The organism is Bradyrhizobium sp. P5_C12 (assembly GCF_054049735.1).
This window is the reverse complement of record NZ_JBFULU010000010.1, coordinates 84,073-104,526: the sequence shown is the minus strand read 5'-3', so window position 1 is coordinate 104,526 and position 20,454 is coordinate 84,073. Positions and strand designations below refer to the sequence as shown.

The 20,454-nt window shown below is 65.7% G+C and carries 14 protein-coding genes; 6 read left to right on the top strand and 8 right to left on the bottom strand.

The window, feature by feature from the left end:
- Window positions 1-147 precede the first annotated feature (147 nt).
- On the bottom strand, window positions 148-1,320 hold the full coding sequence (locus ACXJMY_RS12070; protein WP_456619552.1) for an ABC transporter substrate-binding protein: 1,173 nt from the start codon (window positions 1,318-1,320) through the stop codon (window positions 148-150).
- 303 nt (window positions 1,321-1,623) lie between these two features.
- Between ACXJMY_RS12070 and ACXJMY_RS12065 the strand changes: the two genes are divergently transcribed.
- Window positions 1,624-2,889 (top strand): NAD(P)/FAD-dependent oxidoreductase, encoded by a 1,266-nt coding sequence (locus ACXJMY_RS12065; protein ID WP_456619551.1) that lies wholly within the window; start codon window positions 1,624-1,626, stop codon window positions 2,887-2,889.
- Between the two features lie 139 nt (window positions 2,890-3,028).
- Here ACXJMY_RS12065 and ACXJMY_RS12060 read toward each other — a convergent pair whose 3' ends face one another.
- From ACXJMY_RS12060 to ACXJMY_RS12050, 3 genes are all read right to left on the bottom strand, one after another.
- Window positions 3,029-4,240 (bottom strand): ABC transporter substrate-binding protein, encoded by a 1,212-nt coding sequence (locus ACXJMY_RS12060; RefSeq protein ID WP_456619550.1) that lies wholly within the window; start codon window positions 4,238-4,240, stop codon window positions 3,029-3,031.
- Between the two features lie 75 nt (window positions 4,241-4,315).
- On the bottom strand, window positions 4,316-4,639 hold the full coding sequence (locus ACXJMY_RS12055) for a 2Fe-2S iron-sulfur cluster-binding protein (RefSeq protein WP_456619549.1): 324 nt from the start codon (window positions 4,637-4,639) through the stop codon (window positions 4,316-4,318).
- A 12-nt stretch (window positions 4,640-4,651) separates the two neighbouring features.
- Window positions 4,652-5,872, bottom strand: a complete 1,221-nt coding sequence (locus ACXJMY_RS12050) for a cytochrome P450 (RefSeq protein WP_456619548.1) — start codon at window positions 5,870-5,872, stop codon at window positions 4,652-4,654.
- Window positions 5,873-5,955: 83 nt separating this feature from the next.
- Here ACXJMY_RS12050 and ACXJMY_RS12045 point away from each other — a divergent pair, with 83 nt between their 5' ends.
- Window positions 5,956-6,462 (top strand): MarR family winged helix-turn-helix transcriptional regulator, encoded by a 507-nt coding sequence (locus tag ACXJMY_RS12045; protein WP_456619547.1) that lies wholly within the window; start codon window positions 5,956-5,958, stop codon window positions 6,460-6,462.
- Window positions 6,463-6,877: 415 nt separating this feature from the next.
- On the opposite strand, the gene ACXJMY_RS12040 is transcribed toward ACXJMY_RS12045, so the two are convergent.
- Window positions 6,878-8,728 carry a feruloyl-CoA synthase gene (locus tag ACXJMY_RS12040; protein WP_456619546.1) on the bottom strand — a complete coding sequence of 617 codons (1,851 nt, stop codon included), beginning with the start codon at window positions 8,726-8,728 and terminating at the stop codon, window positions 6,878-6,880.
- Window positions 8,729-8,889: 161 nt separating this feature from the next.
- On the opposite strand from ACXJMY_RS12040, the gene ACXJMY_RS12035 reads away from it, so the two are divergent.
- The gene (locus ACXJMY_RS12035; protein ID WP_456619545.1) at window positions 8,890-9,393 is read left to right on the top strand and encodes a MarR family winged helix-turn-helix transcriptional regulator; all 504 of its coding nucleotides are present in this window, start codon (window positions 8,890-8,892) and stop codon (window positions 9,391-9,393) included.
- 206 nt (window positions 9,394-9,599) lie between these two features.
- Window positions 9,600-11,408, top strand: a complete 1,809-nt coding sequence (atzF, locus tag ACXJMY_RS12030) for an allophanate hydrolase (RefSeq protein WP_456619654.1) — start codon at window positions 9,600-9,602, stop codon at window positions 11,406-11,408.
- Window positions 11,409-11,500: 92 nt separating this feature from the next.
- On the opposite strand, the gene ACXJMY_RS12025 is transcribed toward atzF, so the two are convergent.
- The 3 genes from ACXJMY_RS12025 to ACXJMY_RS12015 all read right to left on the bottom strand — a co-directional run bounded on the left by ACXJMY_RS12025 (window position 11,501) and on the right by ACXJMY_RS12015 (window position 17,345).
- The gene (locus ACXJMY_RS12025; RefSeq protein WP_456619544.1) at window positions 11,501-12,694 is read right to left on the bottom strand and encodes an ABC transporter substrate-binding protein; all 1,194 of its coding nucleotides are present in this window, start codon (window positions 12,692-12,694) and stop codon (window positions 11,501-11,503) included.
- A 269-nt stretch (window positions 12,695-12,963) separates the two neighbouring features.
- The gene (locus ACXJMY_RS12020) at window positions 12,964-16,131 is read right to left on the bottom strand and encodes an efflux RND transporter permease subunit (RefSeq protein WP_456619543.1); all 3,168 of its coding nucleotides are present in this window, start codon (window positions 16,129-16,131) and stop codon (window positions 12,964-12,966) included.
- Window positions 16,128-17,345, bottom strand: a complete 1,218-nt coding sequence (locus ACXJMY_RS12015) for an efflux RND transporter periplasmic adaptor subunit (RefSeq protein WP_456619542.1) — start codon at window positions 17,343-17,345, stop codon at window positions 16,128-16,130. Before ACXJMY_RS12015 ends, ACXJMY_RS12020 begins: the two co-directional genes overlap by 4 nt.
- Before the next feature lie 384 nt (window positions 17,346-17,729).
- Here ACXJMY_RS12015 and ACXJMY_RS12010 point away from each other — a divergent pair, with 384 nt between their 5' ends.
- Together ACXJMY_RS12010 and ACXJMY_RS12005 are read left to right on the top strand one after the other, a co-directional pair.
- Window positions 17,730-18,884, top strand: coding sequence for an iron-containing alcohol dehydrogenase (locus ACXJMY_RS12010; RefSeq protein WP_456619541.1), 1,155 nt, complete (start codon window positions 17,730-17,732; stop codon window positions 18,882-18,884).
- 18 nt (window positions 18,885-18,902) lie between these two features.
- Window positions 18,903-20,453, top strand: coding sequence for an AMP-binding protein (locus tag ACXJMY_RS12005; protein WP_456619540.1), 1,551 nt, complete (start codon window positions 18,903-18,905; stop codon window positions 20,451-20,453).
- The last annotated feature ends 1 nt before the right edge of the window (window position 20,454 follow it).

The window sequence follows — 20,454 nt, the reverse complement described above, 5'->3', positions numbered from 1 at the left end:
TTTCCGCGGGGGGATTCTGGATTGCTTCGCTGCGCTCGCAATGACGATGTGGGGAATTTCGAGGAATTCGACTCGCTCCGTCCCCGCGGAGACAGCCCCTCACCCCAACCCTCTCCCCGCAAGCGGGGAGAGGGAGAAGCAATCAGCTCACTTCATCGCGCATTTGTCGTGGAAGCGGTCCTGGCTGTTCTCGACGATGGTGGCGACCGTCTTCAGCGAGAGCTGGCCTTCGGCGTCCTTGACCACGTCCTGGAGATAGAAGCTCTGCACCGGGATGTGGTTGTTGCCGAACTTGAAGGCGCCGCGCAGCGACTTGAAATTGGCCTTCTCCATCTCGGCCTTCATCGCGTCCTTCTTGCTGGTGTCGCCCTTCACCGCGACCACCGCGCTGTTGATGAGCTGAGCCGCGTCATAGGATTGCGCCCCGTAATAGGTCGGGCGCAGGTTGGTGTATTTCTTGCGATAGTCGGCGACGAAGCGCTTGTTCTGCTCGTTGGGGAGATCGTTGACCCATTCCTGCGCGCCGGGAACCCCGAGCGCGTTCTCCTTCTGGAGCGGCAGCGACAGCTCGTCGACGGTGAAGGCCGTGTAGAGCGGCATCGTGCTCTTGAGGCCGGCCTGCGCGTATTGATTGAGGAACTGCACGCCGGCGGCGCCCGGATAGAACACGAAGATCGACTCGGCACCGGAGGCGCGGGCCTTGGAGAGCTCGGCGGAGAAGTCGAGCTGGCTCGGCCAGACCGTGTATTCCTCGCCCTTGATCTCGCCCTTGAAGGTGCTCTTCAGGCCCGCGAGCATGTCCTTGCCGGCGGCGTAGTTCGGCCCGATCAGGAAGACACTCTTGACGCCCTTCTGGTTCATGTAGAGGCCCATGGCCTGCGGCGTCTGGTCGTTCTGCCAGGAGGTCGAGAACACATAGGGCGAGCAGAGTTCGCCGGCGATCTGCGACGGGCCGGCATTGGCCGTGATCAGGAAAGTCTGCGAGTCGACCGCGGTCTTCAGCGAAGCCAGCAGCACGTTCGACCAGATGTATCCGACGATGAAGTCGACCTTGTCGGACTGCACCAGCTTTTCGGTCTTCTGCTTGCCGACATCCGGCTTCTGCCCGTCATCCTCGTAGATCACCTCGACCGGCTTGCCGTCCATCTTGCGCCCGAGATGATCCAGCGCCAGCTCGAACGAGTTGCGCATGTCGTTGCCGATGACGGCGGTCGGGCCGCTGAAGGTCGAAACGAAGCCGATCTTGATGGTGTCGCCGGCGAAAGCCGGGCTTGCCAGCGCAAGCGCAGCCGCGCCCGCCAGCCAGAATGCTGTCCTCATAACCACTCCCCTCCTCAATTCTCTTTGTCCCGGAAACGGGGTGATCGCCGCCCCGGGGGTCTCTTTAGAGCGCAAAATCAGTCGAGCCGCCAATGGCCTCGGCGCCTGCCCTGCACCATAATTCGCCCCAATCGCGAATGGCAAGAAATATAGTTCTACTCACTTCGACGAGGGCTGCGGCGCTTTCTCGCGGACCTCAATGCAAGCCACCTATTCCTCAATTGATGACGGCTATTGGACCGCGCGCCCCTTTCCGCACTTAAATGCCAGAGAGCTTCACCCGTCGGACCCGAGGGCCGCATCATGACCACGACACCGCATCGCGTCGTTATCGTCGGAGCCGGCTTCGGCGGGCTGGAGACGACCTACCGGCTGGCGGGCAGCCCGGTCGCGATCACGCTGATCGATCGCCGCAACCATCATCTGTTCCAGCCACTGCTTTACCAGGTCGCGACCGCCTCGCTCGCCACCAGCGAGATCGCCTGGCCGGTCCGCCATCTCATGCACGACCGGCCCGAGGTGACGACGCTGTTCGCGACCGTCAGCGGCGTCGACACCGAGCGGCGCAGCGTTCTGATCGACGACGGCAGCGAGGTGCCCTACGACACGCTCGTGCTCGCGACCGGCGCCCGCCATGCCTATTTCGGCCACGACGAATGGGAACAGTTCGCACCCGGCCTGAAGACGCTGGAAGACGCGACCACGCTGCGCCGTCACATCCTGGTGGCGTTCGAGCGCGCCGAGCGCGAGACCGATCCGGCACGGCGCGCAGCCCGACTGACCTTCGTCATCGTCGGCGCCGGCCCCACCGGCGTCGAGCTCGCAGGCACTATCGCAGAGATGGCGCATCACACCTTGCCGGGCGATTTCCGCAACATCGACACGCGGAAAGCGCGCGTCGTGCTGGTCGAAGCGGGACCGCGCGTGCTGGCGGGCTTCGCCGACGAGCTCTCGACCTATGCACAGGCCTCGCTGGAGAAGATCGGCGTCGAGGTCGTGCTCGGCCAGCCCGTCACCGAGATCGACCGCGACGGCGTGGTCTATGGCGGCACGCGCCTGGACGCGAAGACCAAGATCTGGGCCGCGGGCGTGCGCGCCTCGCCCGCCGCCGAATGGCTGGGCGTGCCGGCCGATCACGCCGGCCGTGTGCAGGTCGCGGACGACCTGACGATCCCCGGCCATCCCGAGATCTTTGCAATCGGCGACACCGTGACCATCAGTGCCTGGGAAGGCAAGCCGGTGCCCGGGATCGCGCCCGCCGCCAAGCAGCAGGGGCGGCACGTCGCCGAGACCGTCAAGGCGCGCCTGCGCGGCGAGACCAAGGGAGCGTTCCGCTACAAGCACTCCGGCAGCCTCGCGCAGATCGGCAAGCGCCTCGCGGTGATCGATTTCGGCCGCATCAAGCTGCGCGGCACGATCGCGTGGTGGATCTGGGGGATCGCCCACATCTACTTCCTGATCGGGCTCCGCCACCGCCTCAGCGTCGCGCTGAGCTGGCTCTGGATCTACGCCCGCGACCAGCGCGCCGCGCGGTTGATCACGCAGGGCAGCAGCAAGGTGGTGGGGTGATGCTTCTTCTCCCTCTCCCCGTTCTTAAGGGGAGAGGGTCGGGGTGAGGGGCTCTCTCCGCACGCGAGATGGTCGAAGGACCTGTACCCCCTCACCCGGCAAGCGGGGAGAGGTGAAGGAAGACCCGCGCTCGCCGCCCCTACTTCACCAGCTCACACCCGCCCTCCGCCAACGGGCGGAACGCCTGATCGGCGGGAATCGTCGAGACCAGCTTGTAATAGTCGTACGGATATTTCGACTCCTCCGGCTTCTTCACCTCGAACAGGTACATCGGATGCACGACGCGGCCGTCCTTGCGGATCGCGGTGTCGCCGAACAGTTTGTCCTTGCCCTTGAACTTCTTCATCTCGGGCACCGCGTCCTTGGCGTTGTCGCTGCCGGTCGCCGCGACGGCGTTGAGATAAGCGAGCGTGGAGGCATAGACGCCGGCCTGGTTGCCGCTCGGCATCTTGCCGTTCATGCCGGGCCGCGCCGCGAAGCGCTTCGCGAAGGCCCGGGTGTCGTCATTCATGTCCCAATAAAAGGCTTCCATGAGCTGGAGGCCCTGCGCGACCTTGATGCCCATGCCGTGGACGTCGTTGATGAAGAGCAGGAAGGCGACGAGCCTTTGGCCGTTCTGCTGAATGCCGAACTCGGCCGCCTGCTTCACGGCGTTGATGGTGTCGCCGCCGGCGTTCGCCAGCCCGATCACCTGCGCCTTCGAGCCCTGCGCCTGCAACAGGAAGGAGGCGAAATCGGAGGTGCCGAGCGGGTGCTTGCTGGAGCCGAGCACCTTGCCGCCGTGCCCCTCGATATACTTCTGCGCCTCGGCCTCGATGCCCTTGCCGAGGGCGAAATCGACGGTCAGGAAGTACCAGTCCTTGCCGCCGCGCGACACCATCGCGGCCGCCGTGGTGTTGCCGGTGGCCCAGGTGTCGTTGACCCACTGGATGGTGTTGGGCGAGCAGGCCTTGCCGGTGAGATCGGAGCTTGCGGTCGAGGACGCCAGGAAGGTCATGCGGCTGTCGCGCAGCAGCGTGTTGATGGAGAGGCCGACGGCCGAATTGGGCACGTCGACAATGGCATCGACGCCCTCGACGTCGAGCCATTTGCGCGCGATGGCGTTGCCGACGTCGGCCTTGTTCTGGTGATCGGCATAGACGATCTCGACCTTGATGTTCTTGCCGCCGCCGTTGAAGTCCTCCGCCGCCATGCGCGCGGCTTCGACCGAGCCCATGCCGTTGGTGTCCTGGAAGATGCCGGAAACGTCGTTGAGCACGCCGACGCGCACGACATTGTCCGAAATCTCGGCGCTCGCCGCTCCGCTGATGAGGCTCGCGGCCAGCGCGAGCGTCCACTTCAGATGCTTCATGATTCCCTCCCCTGTTCGACTTGTTGTCGTGCCGGTCATTGCCGGCACGTTTGAGAACTCAGACGTCCTGGCAAGTTAGACCTGCCGCTCCGGCAGTCTCAGCACGAGCCCGTCGAGCTCGGACGTGATCATGATCTGGCAGGACAGCCGGCTCGCAGGCAGCCGCTCGGTGGCGGTGCCGTCGAGCAGCGCGTCCTCGTCGTCGGCGATCGCCGGCATCCGCGTGAGCCAGCTCTCGTCGACATAGACATGGCAGGTCGCGCACATGGCGTTGCCGCCGCATTCGGCCAGGATGCCGTCGAGGCCATGACGGGTCGCGGCCTGCATGGCGCTCTCGCCGTCGCTGGTCTCGATACGGTCGGACTTGCCGTCGGGATGGATGAAGGTGATGGCGGGCATCAAAACTCCTCGTCAGGCCGGGGTGATGGTGACCGGCAGGCTGTCGAGCCCGCGCAGCGTGTTGTTGAAGCGGCGCTTCGGCTCGCCGGTGATCGCGATCCTGGCGATGCGCCGCGCCAGCGCGGTCAGCAACACCTCGCCTTCGAGGCGCGCGACGAGCTGGCCGACGCACATGTGGATGCCGGAGCCGAAACCGACATGGCCGGACGAGCGACGGGTGATGTCGTAGCTGTCCGGCTTGTCCCAGCGCCGCGGATCGCGATTGGCGGCGGCGAGGAACATCAGCACTTTCTCGCCCTCGCCGATGGTCGCGCCGGAGAGCTCGACCTCGCGCGTGGTGGTGCGGAAGAAGGTCTGCACTGGGCTCTCGAAACGCACCGCCTCCTCGAACGCATTGCGCGCCAGCGAGAGATCGTCGCGCAGGCGCTGCCATTGCTCCGGGAAGCGCGCGAGGCAATAGATGGCGGCGCCGATGCCGTTGACGGTGGTGTCGAGCCCGGCCGACAGCAGCGAGCGCACCAGCAGCGGCGCCTCGGCTGCGGTGATCGCGCCGTCGTCGACCTGGGCATGAATGCAGGCGCCAAAGCCGCCGGGTGCGAGATTGTCGCGCTGGCACTGCTCGGCGACATAGGCCTGGTGCGGCGCCGAGCGCGCGATCGCGTCCTGGCGCAACTGGTTCGGCGGACCGAACGCGTTGAACACGACACTCGCATAGGGAATGAGATGCTCGCGGCCTTCGCGCTTCAGGCCGAGCGCGTCCGGAAAGATCGAGAGCGGATAGGCTTCCGCGAGGTCCGTGATTGCGTCGAAGCTGTGCTTCTCCAGCAGCACATCGACCCGCTCCTCCGCCGCCGCCGTGAAGCGGTCGCGCACCTGCTTCATCACTGTCGGTGACAACACCTTGGAGAGTACGGCGCGGGTGCGGGTGTGCGCGGGTGGATCAGCCTCCAGAATCAGGCTCGGCGGCCGCCACGGCGCCTCCTTCTTGAAGTCGGAGAGGCCGACGCCGCGGCTGGAGCAGAATGTCGCGGGATCATTGAGGACGGCATGGACCTCGGCATAGCGCGCCACGCCATAGACGTTCCATTTATCGAGATAGACGACCGGCCCGGCCTCCCGCAGCAATTCATGCGTGGAATAGGGATCGGCAAAAAAGTCCATCGCGAAGGGATCGACGTCGAGATGCGGGACCGCCGTGCCGCCGGTGGATACAGGGGAGCCGGGTGCGCTCATTGATGTTCTCCMTCATTTTGATCTTGTGAAAGGCAACCGCATGCCCTTAGGTCTGCGGGCAGCCCCCGAGTCAAAACCCCGACATGCCGCCGTCCTCGACCAGATCCAGACAAAAGCCTGCGCCCGCTGACGCAGGGCCGACGCTCGACCTCGACCGTTACGTTCCGGCCTTCATCACCTTCATCGCCAACAAGCTCTCGAACAGCGCGACCGCGTTCTATCAGCGGCAGTTCGGCGTCAACGTCACGGAATGGCGGATCATGTCGCTGCTGGCGATCGAGCCCGGCATTCCGGCCTCGCGCATCTGCCACGTCATCGGTTTTGACAAGGGCCCGGTGAGCCGGACGCTGGCCGGCCTCGAGAAGCGCGGGCTGGTGTCGATCCGCACCGACCCGAACGACGGCCGTACCCATTCGATCTCGCTGACGGCGAGAGGACGCGCCACCCATGACAAGGTGATCGTCGCGGCGTTCGAGCGCGAGCGGCGGCTGCTGTCCTGCCTCAGCAAGGACGAGCGCGAGGTGCTGATCGATCTGCTGCGCCGGCTGCACGAAAATCTCGGCGCGGTGACGGACAGCAGCTACGGCTGACACGACGCGCGGCGAGCGCGCTGTGCGACCGCTTTCAGGCATGCGCAGGCATTTGCCGGCGGCATCATTCCTGCCGAGCATGTTTCCTCCCAGATCAGACACAGCGGTTCCTCCGCCGTCATTCTTGTCTGGAACGGTTCGCATAAATTAGTTGCTTAGGCAACAAAAGAATCGCGAGAGAGAATGCGGCAGGATGGCTGGCCTGTTGTACGAGCTGTCTCACTCCCTCTCCCCGTCCTTCACGGGGAGAGGGTGGGGTGAGGGGCTTTCGCCACTCGCGAGATCGTCGAGAGACCTGTACCCCTCMCCCGGATCGCRCCGGACGATGCTTCGCATCGCCGGGGGCGATCCGACCTCTCCCCGCAAGCGGGGAGAGGTGAAGAAAGCGCGATCGCCGTTATGAACAAGCGAACAGCTACAAACCAATCCACGCGCCCGGCGCATCATCATTCAGCCGCGCCACCGCATCCGCACGCCGCGTCAGCACGGCGCGCTGGTTGATGTAGCCCTTGTCGGTGATCTCGCCGCCGTCGACGGATGGCGGCTCTGCGAGCAACAGCGCGCGCGTGGCGTGGCCGGAGGAGTTTGCGCCCTGCTGCTTGAGCTTTGCGAGGCCCTGCGCGATTGCGGTCCTGACCTTCTCGTGGCTCAGCACCTCATCCACGCCGGCAGCTTCATCCAGACCGGCATGGACGCGGCAGGCCGCGATGTTCGGAAACACCAGGAACCGCACCTCGTCGCCGCCATGGCCGGCGACGACGATGTCCTGCGCGAGCGGCGCCAGTGCCGCGATGCCGGCGACGCGCAACGTGCCGACGCTGACCCAGGTGCCGGAATTGAGCTTGAAATCCTCGGCGACGCGGCCGTCGAAGAACAGGCCGCGCTCGGGCCGCGCGGGGTCGGCGAATGTCACGGCGTCGCCGATGAGATAGAAGCCCTCTTCGTCGAACGCCTGCTGCGTCAGCTCCGGCGCTTTCCAGTAACCCGGTGTGACGTTGGGGCCGCGCACCCGCACCTCCAGCTTGTCGCCGGAGGCGACGAGCTTCAATTCGGTTCCGGGTATAGGCACGCCGATATTGCCGGAGCGTTCGGCGAGGAAATGGCAGTCGGTTGCGAGCGGCGAGGTCTCGGTCGAGCCCCAGGCCGAGACCATCGGCAGCGGCCGGCCGACGGTTTCGATGGACAGCTGTTCGAGCGCATCCCAGAGATTCTGCGGCAATGCGGCGCCGGCATAGAAGGCGAACTTCACCTCGCCGAAGAAGCGGCGGCGCAGCTCCTCATCGCCGCGCAGCGCCGCGATCAGCATGTCGAAGCCGCGCGGCACGTTGAAATAGACCGTGGGCATCACGCTCCGGAGATTGGCGAGCGACGTCGCGAACAGGCCGGGCGCAGGCTTGCCGCCGTCGATATAGAGCGAGCCGCCATTGCGCAGCACGAGGTTGAAATTGTGGTTGGCGCCGAAGGTGTGGCTCCAGGGCAGCCAGTCGAGAATGACGAGATCGCCGCGGCCCGTCTCGAGAAAAGTCCAGGTCTGCGCCTTGGCCTGCTGGCTCGAGGTCAGCATGCGCTGGGTGTTGATGACGGCCTTCGGCGTCCCGGTCGAGCCCGAGGTGAACAGGAATTTTGCGATGGTGTCCGGCGTCACCGCGGCGAAGGCTGTTGCCACCTCCGGCGTCTCGGGTGTTCCCAGGATCGTGCGGAACGCAAGCGCATCGGCATCGTCGGGATTGCCGCTGATGATCGGCGCCCGATGCAGCGGCCTGATCGCGGCGAGTGCCGCGGTGAACGGCTTTGACGCGGAGACATAGATGGCGCCGGGCTCCAGCAGCGCGATCATGCTTCTCAGCTTGTCGAAGTCTCTGGACATCAACGAATAGGCCGGCGAGATCGCCGCGGAGGGCACGCCGACGTGTTGCGCGGCAAGCGCGAGCAGCGCGTGATCAATGCTGTTGTCGGACAGGATCACCACGGGCCGTTCTGCGCCGAGGCCCTGCGCCAGAATCCATGACGCCGCCGCGCGCACCTGCCGCAGCGCCTGCGCATAGGTGACGGTGGTCCATGGTGCGTCGACATTGGCGCGCTCGGCCAGGAAGATCGCATCCGGCCTCTCGCGCGCCCATTGCTCCAGCCAGTCGCCGATGCAGCGCGCGCTCCCGCGCAAGGGCGCCGGTGAGCGCAGCACGATGCTGCCGTCGGCGCGATGCTCGGCGACGGTCTTCGGCGCTGCGAACAGACTTGACGCGTCACCGCGTGGGGCGGCTGTCATCGGTTTCCTCCTCGCCCGGACCCGGGATCGGCTGCAGCCTCGTTCCGGGCTGCCTTGACGATAATGTTGAGCACGGCAATTGTTGTCGTCAACAACAATCTTTCCTTCGATGCCAGCGGGCGCTAGAGAAGGGGGCGCGGCGATGTTTGCGGAGACGATGGGTGGATAGAGCAATCGATCGAGAGACAAGCAGCCTGGCACGCAAGCGGACGGGCAACGGCGCAGCGCGACGGAGCGACGCAGACGCGATCGGCCTCGACGCGCTGACCGGGCACGCCGGCTACGCGGTGCGACGCTTCCAGATCTGGATTTTTCAGGACTTCATCAAGACGCTCGGTGAGGTCGACATCCGGCCGACGCAATATTCGGTGCTGACGGTGATCGCCGCCAATCCCGGCCTTTCGCAGATGGCTGTGGCAAAACGCCTCGGCATCGAGCGCGCCCGGCTGGTGCACCTGCTCGACAGCCTCGAACAACGCAAGCTGGTGAAGCGGATCAAGTCGAAGACGGACCGGCGCTCGCACGCGCTGCATCTCACGGCGCAGGGCGAGACCGCGCTGGCCAAGTTCAAGCGGCTTGCGGCCGAGCACGAACGGCATGTGGAAGAGAAGATCGGCAAGGCGAACCGGGAGCGGCTGCTCCAGATCCTGGCCAGCTTCACCTGATCCCGACTGCCCATGATTTGTGCAGATGCCCGTAACGGGGCGCTGGCACGACGGTCCGGCCGACCCACGAAATCTCCCCCAACCCACTGATTCCCCGATAATATCCGGAGCATCCGCGCTGCCCGGATTCTGTACACAATGGCACATCGCTTGCTTCAATCCGGGTGAAGACAGATTGTCGGAGTTTTGTCGCCATGAGGGCTGAAATGGGGGCTGAGCAGCCTGAAACGATCGCCGCGATTGTGGCCGCGCATCGCGCGGGCACGGCCACGCCGGCGCAGACGGTCGCGCGCAGCTACCAGCGCATCCGCGACCACAACGATCCCGCCGTCTTCATCAGCCTGCGCGACGAGAAGGACGCGATCGCGGAGGCCGAGGCGCTGGCCGCGCGCAAGGATGCCGCCAGCCTGCCGCTCTACGGCGTGCCGGTCGCGGTGAAGGACAATATCGACGCGCTGGGCTTCCCGACCACCGCCGCCTGCCCGGCCTTCGCCTATACGCCGACGCACGACTCCACCGCGGTCGAGCGGCTGCGCGCGGCCGGCGCCATCATCATCGGCAAGACCAATCTCGACCAGTTCGCGACCGGCCTCGTCGGCGTGCGCTCGCCCTACGGCATCCCCCGCAATTCGATCCGCGAGGATTTGATCCCCGGCGGATCGAGCTCGGGATCGGCGACCGCCGTCGGCGCCGGCCTGGTGCCGCTGTCGCTCGGCACGGATACAGCAGGCTCAGGGCGCGTGCCGGCGATGCTCAACAACATCGTCGGGCTGAAGCCGAGCCTCGGCATGGTCTCGACCGCGGGGATGGTGGCGGCCTGCCGCACGCTGGACTGCATCTCGGTGTTCGCCTTGACGGTCGACGACGCAGCATTGGCCCTCTCCGTGATGGCGGGTCCCGACCAGGCCGATCCGTTCTCGCGCGACCGGCCGCTCGGCGCGATCACGCCGCTCCCGGCCAATCTCCGCCTCGGCGTGCCGCGCAACGGGCAATTGATCTTCTTCGGCGACAGGAAAGCGGAAGCGGCCTATGGCGATGCGCTGAAGCGCTGGACCGCGCTCGGCGCGAAGCTGGTCGAGTTCGACCTCGAGCCGTTCTACGAGACGGCGCGGCTGCTCTATGAGGGGCCGTGGGTCGCCGAGCGCTATCTCGTGATCCGCAACCTGCTCGCCTCCGCCCCGGATTCGATCCATCCGGTGACGCGCGAGATCACGGCCGCCGGTTCGCGGCTCACGGCGGCCGACACCTTCTCCGCACTCTACCGCTTGCAGGGCCTGCGCAAGATCGCCGAACGCACCTTCGCCAACATCGACGCGCTGGTGCTGCCGACGGCGCCGACAGCGTATACGACCGCGCAGGTGCTGGCCAATCCGGTCGAGCTCAACAGCCGGCTCGGCACCTACACCAACTTCGTGAACCTGCTCGACCTCTGCGGCCTCGCGCTGCCGGCGGCGATGCGTGCTGATGGCATTCCGTTCGGCATCACCCTTCTGGCGCCAGCGGGTCGCGACGCGATGCTCGCGAGCATCGGTCGCGTCTTCCATGCCGATACCAGGCTGACCGTTGGCGCCAAGGGCGTGGCGCAGCCACCGCTCGCTTTGCCTCCCGCAAGCAGCGGCGACGAGATTCCGATCGCGGTGGTCGGCGCGCATCTCTCCGGCATGGCGCTGAACGGCGAATTGAAGGCGCTGAACGGACATCTGATCGAGGTGACGAAGACCGCGCCCGACTACAAGCTCTATGCGCTCCAGACCACGCCGCCGAAGCCCGGCATGCTGCGCGTCGCAGCCGGCAAGGGCGCCGCGATCGAGCTCGAGATCTGGTCGCTGTCGTCGTCCGCCTTCGGCAAATTCGTCAACGCGATTCCCGCGCCGATGGCGATTGGCACGATCCGGCTTGCCGACGGCCGTGCCGTGAAGGGGTTTCTCGTCGAGCCGGAAGTGCTGGCCGAAGCCCGCGACATCACCGCCTATGGCGGCTGGCGCGCGTATATGGCGGAAGCGGCGACGGCGTAGGCCGGCCGAGTCGCAGACGCCGTCACCCCGCGTGTTTCAGCAACGGCCAGTCGGGGTAATGGGTCCTGGCTTTCGCCAGGACCACATCCACATCACTTCGTCAGCGGGCAGCCGCTGTCCTTGGCGGTGAAGAAGGCCTTGTCGCCGGGGACGGTCGCGAGCAGCTTGTAATAGTCCCAGGGCTTCTTCGACTCCGATGGCTTCTTGACCTCGAACAGATACATGTCGTGGACCATGCGGCCGTTCTCGAGCACCTTGCCGCCCTGCGCGAAGTCGTCGTCGACCGGCAGCTCCTTCAACTTCTTGGCAACCGCATCCGGATCCTTGGTGCCGGCGGCCTTGACCGCCTTGAGATAGCTCAGCGTCGCGGAGTAGGTGCCGGCGTGGATCATGCTCGGCATCCGCCCGGTGCGCTTGAGGAAGCGTTCGCCGAGATTGCGGGTGCGGTCGTTGAGATCCCAGTAATAGCCTTCGGTCAGCACCAGTCCTTGCGCAGCCTGCAAGCCGAGGCCGTTCACCTCGGCGAGCGTCATCAAGAGGCCCGCGAGCTTCTGACCACTGGCGACGATGCCGAACTCCGACGCCTGCTTGATCGAGTTGGTGGTGTCGAGGCCGGCATTGGCAAGACCGACGATCTTCGCCTTGGAGCTCTGCGCCTGGAGCAGGAAGGAGGAGAAGTCCGAGGAGTTGAGCGGCACGCGCACCGAGCCGAGCACCTTGCCGCCATTGGCGGTGACGATCTCGCTGGTGTCCTTTTCCAGCGCGTAGCCGAAGGCGTAGTCGGCGGTGAGGAAGAACCAGGTRTCGCCGCCGGCCTTGGTCAGCGCACCACCGGTGCCGACGCCGAGCGCGCGGGTGTCATAGGCCCAGTGGAAGCCGTAGGGCTGGCAGGCATCGCCGGTGAGGCGCGAGGTCGCGGCGCCCACGACGATGTCGATCTTCTTCTTTTCCTTCGAGAGCTCATGGATCGCGAGCGCGACCGAGGAGGTCGTCAGCTCCGTGATCATGTCGACGTTCTCGACGTCGTACCAGCGCCGCGCGATCGAGCTCGCAAGGTCCGCCTTGTTCTGGTGATCGGCGGTGACGAGCTCGATCTTCTGGCCCAGCACCTCGCCGCCAAAATCCTCGATCGCCATCCTGGCCGCTTCGACCGACCATTTGCCGCCGTAATCGGCATAGACGCCGGACTGGTCGTTGAGGATGCCGATCTTGACGCCTTGCGCGAAGGCCGGCGCCGCGAGCAGCAGCGCAGACGTTGCGACGGCGGCCAAAAGTGCTGATTTCATATGTTGGCTCCCAGCAGTTTCTGTTTTGAAATCGCGCGGATACTAGTGAAGAACCCCGCGCCTGCCCATCCATTGCGTGTTGGTCGTTAGTATGAAGGGCGGCACCACATCGTCGTCCCGGCGAAGGCCGGGACCCATACCCACAGAATTGAATTTGGCGAAGATTGGTAATTGCCAGCTAGCCCCAAACCACTCCCTGGGGTTATGGGTCCCGGCCTTCGCCGGGACGACAGCGTGAATGTTGAAGCGCCGGCGGCCACCACCGACACTTATGAGGCCGCGACCTTCGGCTTCCCGTCGTTCTTCCCCTCTGCCAGATTCCGCACCACCACGTAGAAGATCGGCGTGAACAGGAGGCCGAACAGGGTGACGCCGATCATGCCGAAGAACACGGCGACGCCGACGGCCTGCCGCATCTCCGAGCCCGAGCCGGACGAGATCACCAGCGGCAGCACGCCGAGGATGAAGGCGAAGGACGTCATCAGGATCGGCCGCAGGCGCAACCGGCAGGCGTCGATCACGGCCTCCAGCCGCGGCTTGCCCTCGTTTTCGATGTCGCGAGCGAACTCCACGATCAGGATCGCGTTCTTCGCCGCCAACCCCACCAGCACGACGAAGCCGATCTGCGTGAGGATGTTGACGTCCTGGCCCATGATGCGCACGCCGATGGTGGCAGCGAGCAAACACATCGGCACGATCAGGATGACCGCGAACGGCAGCGTCCAGCTGCCATATTGCGCGGCGAGCACGAGATAGACGAACAGCACGCAGATCGGGAACACGTAGAGGCCGGCATTGCCGCCGGTGACCTGCTGATAGGACAGATCCGTCCACTCGAAGGTGAAGCCGCTCGGCAGAGTGTCGTCCGCGAGCTTCTTGATGGCGTTGAGCGCGGTGGTCGAGCTGGTGCCCGGCGCCGGCTCGCCCTGCAATTCGGACGCGGCATAGAGATTGTAGCGCGCAACGCGGTCGGGGCCCGAGACGTCCTTGAATTCGACCACGCTGCCGAGCATCACCATGTCGCCGGCGCCGTTGCGGGTGCGCAGCCGCGAGAGGTCGCTGGGTTCTTTCCGGAACGGGAAATCAGCCTGCGCGGTGACGTGATAGGTGCGGCCGAACAGGTTGAAGTCGTTGACATAGGTCGATCCGAAATAGGTCTGGATCGTGTCGTTGATGTTGGCGATGGGGACACCGAGCTTCTGCGCCTTGGTGCGGTCGATATCGACGAAGAGCTGCGGCGTGTTGGCTGAGAACGGCGAGAACACCGTCGGAGCGAGCAGCGAGGGCGATTTGCGCGCCGCCGCAACAAGCTCGTCGGTGGCCGCGGCGAGCAGCTCAGGCCCGCGACCCTGGCGGTCCTGGATGCGGATGGTGAAGCCGCCGCCGGTGCCGATGCCGGGCACGGCCGGCGGCGGAATGACGATAATGAACGCGCCCTGGATCACGGCGAGCCGCTTGCGCAGCTCGGCCGTGATGGCGTTCGCCGTCAGCCCCTTCTTCAGGCGCACCTCGGGTTCATCGAATACCGGGAACAGAGCGGCCGCGTTGCCGGCCTGAGTGCGCGTCGCGCCGGAGAAGCCCGCGAAAGCGGCAACACGGATGATACCCGGCGTATCCAGCGAGATCCGCTCGATCTCGCGCACGACCTCCGTGGTGCGCGCCAGCGACGCCGCGCCCGGCAATTGCACGGAGATGATGACGTAGCCGCGATCCTGCGCCGGAATAAAGCCTTGCGACGTGGTCCCGATCAGCCAGCCGGCGCTGCCGATCAGCACGACATAGATCAGGATCATCACCACCGAATGGCGAATGACGAAATTGGCGACGCCGGCATAGCCATGCGCCAGCCGGTCGAACACACGGTTGAAGACGCCGGTGAAGGCATTCCAGCCGCGCGCGATGACATTCCAGCTTGCCGGCGGCCGCTTTTCCTCATGCGGCGTGAGGATCTGCGAGGCCAGCGCCGGCGACAGCGTCAGCGAACAGAAGCAGGAGATCGCGGTCGCGACCGCAATGGTGACGGCAAATTGCTGGAAGAATTGCCCGGAAATGCCGCCGATGAATGCAGTCGGCACGAACACCGCGCACAGCACCAGCGCGATCGAGACCAGCGCGCCGCCGACCTCTTCCATGGTCTTGAGCGCGGCATCGCGCCGGCTCAGGCCGTGCTCGAGATGGCGCTCCACATTCTCCACCACCACGATGGCGTCGTCGACCACGATGCCGACCGCAAGCACGAGGCCAAACAAGGTGAGATTGTTGATGGAGAAACCGAGCGCCGCCATCACYGCAAACGTGCCGACCAGCGAGACCGGGATCGCGATGATTGGGATGATCGCCGGCCGCCAGCCCTGCAGGAACACCAGCACCACGATGACCACGAGCAGCATGGCCTCGTAGATGGTCTTGATCAGCTCGTGGACGGACTGTGCGATGAATTCGGTCGGGTTGTAGCCGATATTGTAATCGAGGCCTTTCGGGAAGCTCTCCTTGAGCTTCGTCATGGTGTCGGAGATGTTCTTGGCCGTCGCGAGCGCGTTCGACCCGGGCCGCTGCGTCACCAGCATGGCGACCGCCGATTTGCGCAGCAGGAAGCTGTTGGTCGAGTACGCCAGCGCACCGAGCTCGATGCGGGCGACGTCGCGCAGGCGCACCGTGCGGCCGTCGGAGCCGGCCTTGATCAGAATGTCCTCGAACTGCTTCTGGTCCTTCAGCCGCCCGGTGAAGGTGAGGTTCGGCTGGAAGGCACGGTCGGCGATCGGCGGCTCCGCGATCTGGCCGCCCGCGATCTGCACGTTCTGCGCGCGAATCGCCGCCAGCACTTCGGTCGAGGTCAGGCCGAGATTGGCGATCCTGTCAGGGTCGAGCCACAGCCGCATCGAATAATCGCGTGCGCCGAAAATCTGGATGTCGCCGACGCCGTCGATCCGCAGCAGCTGGTCGCGGACCTGGAGCAGCGCGTAATTGGAGATGTAGAGCTGGTCGAATGTGTCGTCGGGCGACAGCATGAACACGACCATCAGGATGTCGGGCGAGTTCTTGCGGGTGACGACGCCGTTGCGCTGCACTTCGTCCGGCAGTTGCGGCTGCGCGATCGCGACGCGGTTCTGCACCAGCACCTGCGCCTTGTCGAGGTCGGTGCCGAGCTTGAAGGTGACGGTGATCGTCAATTGCCCGTTCGAGGTCGCCTGGCTGTAGAGATACAGCATGTCCTCGACGCCGTTGATCTGCTGCTCGATCGGAGCCGCGACGGTGTCGGACACGGTTTGCGCCGAGGCGCCCGGATATTGCGTGGTGACGACGACGGTCGGGGGCACCACTTGCGGATATTCGGAGACCGGCAGCGTGGTATAGGCGAGCGTGCCGACGATCAGCAGCACGATCGACAGCACCATCGCCAGGATGGGCTGGTTGATGGAGAGACGGCCAAGATTCATGACTTGTCACCGGGCTTGCCACCGGCCGGCGCTTGCGCGGGAGACGGCGTGACCTTGGCGCCGACACGGGCGCGCTGGATGCCGTTGACGATGACGCGGTCCTCCGCCTTCAGCCCTTCGCGGATCACGCGCAGGCCCTCRTCGAGCGGTCCGAGCACCACGGGACGCGCCTCGACGGTGTCGTCCGGCTTGACCACGAACACGATCTTGCGGGACTGGTCGGTGGCAACCGCGACATCCGGAATCAGCAGCGCCTCATAGGGCGCGCTGCCGATCAGCCGGACGCGGCCGAACTGGCCGGGCAGGATGGAGAGATCGGTATTCTTGATCACGGCGCGGCTGCGCAGCGTGCCGGTGGAGACATCGAGGCGGTTGTCGAGGAAGTTGATGGTGCCCTCATGCGACGGCTTGGTCTCGCCGGCGAGCGTCACCTGGACCGGGTTCGCGGTGTCGCGCGAGCTCGGGCGCTTACCCTCGAACCACAGCTTGCTGTATTTGATGAACGTCGCCTCATCCATGTCGAAATAGACGTAGATCGGATCGAGCGTCACGATCGAGGTGAGCAGCGTCGAGGTGCCGGTGTCGCTGCCCTGCACGAGATTGCCGGGGCTGACGAGATGGCGGCTGACGCGGCCGGTGAGCGGCGCGGTCACGTGGGTGAACTCGATGTTGAGCCGCGCGGCCTTCAGTGCACCCTCGGCCTGCGTCGCCGCAGCGTGCGCGGCCTGCAGGGCCTGGCGGCGCTGGTCGACGACCTGCTCGGACACGGCGCTGGTCTGGACCAGGTTCAGGCCACGGTCGAGCTCGCGCTTGGCGAGTTCCACCTTGGCGCGTGCGTCCGCGAGCTGGCCGTCCGCCTGCTCCGCCACCGCCTCGAACGGCCGCGGGTCGATGACGTAGAGCAGATCGCCCTGACGCACGATCGCGCCGTCCTGGAATTCGACGGAGTTGACGAAGCCGCCGACGCGGGGGCGCACCTGCACCTCCTCCGTCGCCTCGAAGCGGCCGGTGAATTCGTCCCAATCGGTGACGGTGCGCTTGACCGGCTGGGCAACGGTCACCGGCGGCGGCGGAGGGGCGGCCGCCTGAGAGGCCGGCTGGCCGCAGCCGGCGAGGGCGAATGCCGCGACAAGAAGCCCGGCGATCGCGCAATGCCGGGGCGAAACGAAATCGTGCGTTTTGACAAATTGCTCGCTTCCGTCCGGTCCGCTCATCCCAGGCCCTCGCATGATCGCCGCAGAAACATCAGGGTACTCGCCTACCCGCGGGCGACACAAGATGAGTTTCAATGATGAATTCTTCAAGACGAGAGCAAGTGCAACGCTCGGAAGAGTGCCCTAGCCGGATGACGGGTTGACAGGTCGTCCTTCGCCTCTCCCCGCGTGCGGGGAGAGGCCGGAATGCGCGCGTCGCGCGTATTCCGGGAGCCCGACTGTCATCGTCTTTGTGGATAGAGCCCCTCACCCCGCCCCTCTCCCCGTAAGAACGGGGAGAGGGAGGAGGAGGAAAGGCGCCAGCGTCTTCGCACATGACGGCCGCGACGGGCTCGGCTAGATTACCCCCACAAGAACAAGACGAATTGTCCCGGGAGGACAGGCGTGCACCAAGGGCGTGTCGTATACGGCGCGATCGAGGAGGTTGTGTTCGGCCATCCCGCCGCCGAGGCTGTTGTCGCGCAGATGGACCGGCTGGGGACGCGCCGCGCCTTCCTGATGGTGTCCGGCACACTGAACCGGCAGACCGATGAAATCGCGAAGATCAGAGAGGCGCTGGGCGCGCGCTGCGCCGGGCTGTTCGACGCCATGCCGGCGCATACGCCGCGCGAGGCGGTGATCGCTGCTGCCAATGCGGCGCGCGAGGCGGGCGCCGACCTGATCGTCACCGTCGGCGGCGGCTCGATCACCGACGGCGCCAAGGCGGTGCAGCTCTGCCTCGCCAACGGCATCGACGATATCGACGGCATCGAGCGCATCCGCGTGCACAAGGGCGTGGCGCCCGAGATGAATGCGCCGACCGTGCGTCAGATCAGCGTGCCGACGACCATTGCCGGCGGCGAGTTCAGCTCGATCGCGGGCGTCACCGACCGCAGCACGCATGTGAAGCAGATGCTGCGGCATCCGCTGACGGTGCCGCGCGCGACCATCCTCGATCCCGCCATCACCGTGCACACGCCGGAATGGCTGTTCCTCTCGACCGGCATCCGCGCCGTCGACCATTGCGTCGAGGCGATCTGCTCGCGCGAGACGCATCCTTACGCCGACGCGCAATCGGTGAAGGGCCTCGCCATGCTCGCCGACGCGCTGCCGCGGGTGAAGGCCGACCCGTCCGACCTCGACGCGCGGATGGATGCGCAGATCGGCACCTGGCTCTCGATGGGCGCGCTCGCCGCCGGCGTGCCGATGGGCGCGAGCCACGGCATCGGCTACGTGCTTGGCGCCGCCTTCGACGTGCCGCATGGCTACACGTCCTGCATCATGCTGCCGGCGGTGATGCGCTGGAATGCGCGCGACAATGCCGAGCGCCAGATCATCGTCGCCGCCGCGATGGGCTTTCCCGGCCGGGATGCCGCCGACGTGCTGGACGCCTTCATCCGTTCGCTCGGCATGCCGCGCAGCCTTGCCGAGGTGCGGGTGTCGCCGGAGCATTTCGACGCCATCGCCGAACAGGCGATGCGCACCAACTGGATCCCGCGCAACCCGCGCAAGATCGACGGCCCCGCGCAAGTGCGCGAAATCCTGCTTCTCGCCGCATAGTTCAAAACCGGAGGACTGATGTATCCAGGTCAGCATGCCCGCCTGCGCCCGCTGCAACCCGCCTTCATCATGGCGGCGACCGGCGAGACCGTCACCTATCGCGAGCTCGATGCGCGCAGTAATCGCCTGGCGCAGCTGTTTCGCAGGCACGGATTGAGGCGGCTCGACCATTACTCGATCTTCATGGAGAACAATTCCCGCTATCTCGAAGCCTGCGGCGCCGGCGAGCGGTCCGGCCTCTACTACACCTGCATCAATTCCTTCCTCACCGCGGGCGAACTCGCCTATCTCCTCGTCAACAGCCAGTCCAAGATCCTGATCACGTCGGTGGCGAAGCTCGACATCGCGCGCGAGGCGATCAACGTGTGTCCGGACGTCAAGCTCTGCATCGTCGCCGACGGACCCGGCGAGAGCGAGCGTATCGTCGGCCTTGCGGAGGTCACCGCCGACCTGCCGACGACGCCGATTGCGGATGAGTGGCTCGGCACCGCGATGCTGTATTCGTCGGGCACGACGGGACGGCCGAAGGGCATCCTGCGGCCGCTGCCGGAGGAGCCGCCAAAGCACAATCTGCCGCTGTTCGATTTCCTGACCAAGCTCTGGCACTACCGCGAGGGCATGGTCTATCTGTCGCCGGCGCCGCTCTATCACTCGGCGCCACAAGCGGCCGTGAACCTGACGATCCGCATGGGCGGCACCGTGATCATCATGGAGAATTTCGATCCCGAGCGCTATCTCCAGCTCGTCGAGCGCTGGGGCATCACCCACACCCAGCTGGTGCCGACGATGTTCTCGCGCATGCTGAAGCTGCCGGAGGAGGTGCGCAGCCGTTACGACCTGTCATCGCTGGAGATCGCGATCCATGCCGCCGCACCCTGCCCGGCGCTGGTCAAGGACGACATCATCAAATGGTGGGGACCGATCATTCACGAATATTACGGCGCGACCGAAGGCCTCGGCTTCACCGCCTGCAACAGCGAAGAGTGGCTCGCCCATCGCGGCACCGTCGGCAAGGTGCTGTTCGGCGACCTCCACATCCTCGACGAGGACATGAGGCCGTGCCCAACCGGCACGCCCGGCCAGGTGTGGTTCAAGACGGCATCGCCGTTCGAATATTTCAACGATCCGGAGAAGACGAAAGAGGCGCGCTCGGCCGACGGCAGCATGAGCACGGTCGGCGACGTCGGCTATGTCGACGCGGACCGCTTCCTCTACCTCACCGACCGCGCGACCTTCATGATCATTTCCGGCGGCGTCAACATCTATCCGCAGGAGTGCGAGAACCTGCTGATCACGCATCCGAAGGTCGCGGATGCCGCCGTGTTCGGCGTGCCCAATGCCGATCTCGGCGAAGAGGTGAAGGCGGTGGTGCAGCCGATGCCGGGCGTGGTGCCCGGGCCGGCGCTGGCGGAGGAACTGATCGCCTTCTGCGGGGCATCGCTGTCGCGCCAGAAGGTGCCGCGCTCGGTCGATTTCGAAAAAGAGCTGCCGCGGCTGCCGACCGGCAAGCTCTACAAGCGGCTGCTGCGGGATCGGTATTGGGGCAACAAGGCGTCGCGGATCGTGTGAG